This window comes from Belliella marina (assembly GCF_042682445.1).
Taxonomy (GTDB): Bacteria; Bacteroidota; Bacteroidia; order Cytophagales; family Cyclobacteriaceae; genus Belliella; species Belliella marina.
Genome location: NZ_JBHUHR010000037.1, coordinates 1 through 627, shown reverse-complemented (window position 1 = coordinate 627; position 627 = coordinate 1). Strand labels below are relative to the sequence as shown.

Below are 627 nucleotides of genomic sequence, written 5' to 3'. Positions count from 1 at the left end.
TTCGTATTTAGTGGCAACCCTGCTCCAGGCTTCGTCGATATCAGCTTCTTTTGGCAGGGGATCATGGCCATACTGTAAAGCAAATGGCATAGCCCCTTTCAAGCCAAATTTGGATGCAGCATTGGAAACCTTGGATTGGTATTCCAGAACCTTCCCCGCACTGATCCCATCCGGGATTTCGGCAGCATGCACTTTCATTGCCTGGGTCATCTTTTCCCTATTGCGTCCTATCCCAAATGGGGCACTTTGTATAATGACCCGATGGAACAGACCATCTACATCCTTTGCTATCATCAAATGCGCGATTGCATCTGCTCCTGCCGACTGCCCAAAAAGGGTAATGTTATCTATGTTTCCTCCAAAAGACCTGATATTTGTTTTGATCCATCGGAGTGCTGCCACCATATCCAAAAGCCCCAGGTTAGCAGGCCTGTCAAGATAACCACCAAGAAAGCCAAAAAGCCCAAGACGGTAGGTGATGTTGACCACAATGACCTGTTGTTCTTCCACCAGGCTTTTGACGTCAAACACATCTGCATCCCCTGCCCCTGAGGTATAGGATCCTCCATGAATCCAAACCATGACCGGAAGTCCATCTTTGGCTGTGGTGCCTTTTGGAAGGGTGAT

The 627-nt window shown here is 48.3% G+C and carries 1 protein-coding gene; it reads right to left on the bottom strand.

Translation table 11 applies throughout. The features are described 5' to 3' along the window. Nucleotides 1–627, bottom strand: a 627-nt coding sequence (locus tag ACFSKL_RS12030) for a carboxylesterase family protein (RefSeq protein ID WP_376886484.1), incomplete at both ends; no start/stop codon positions are given.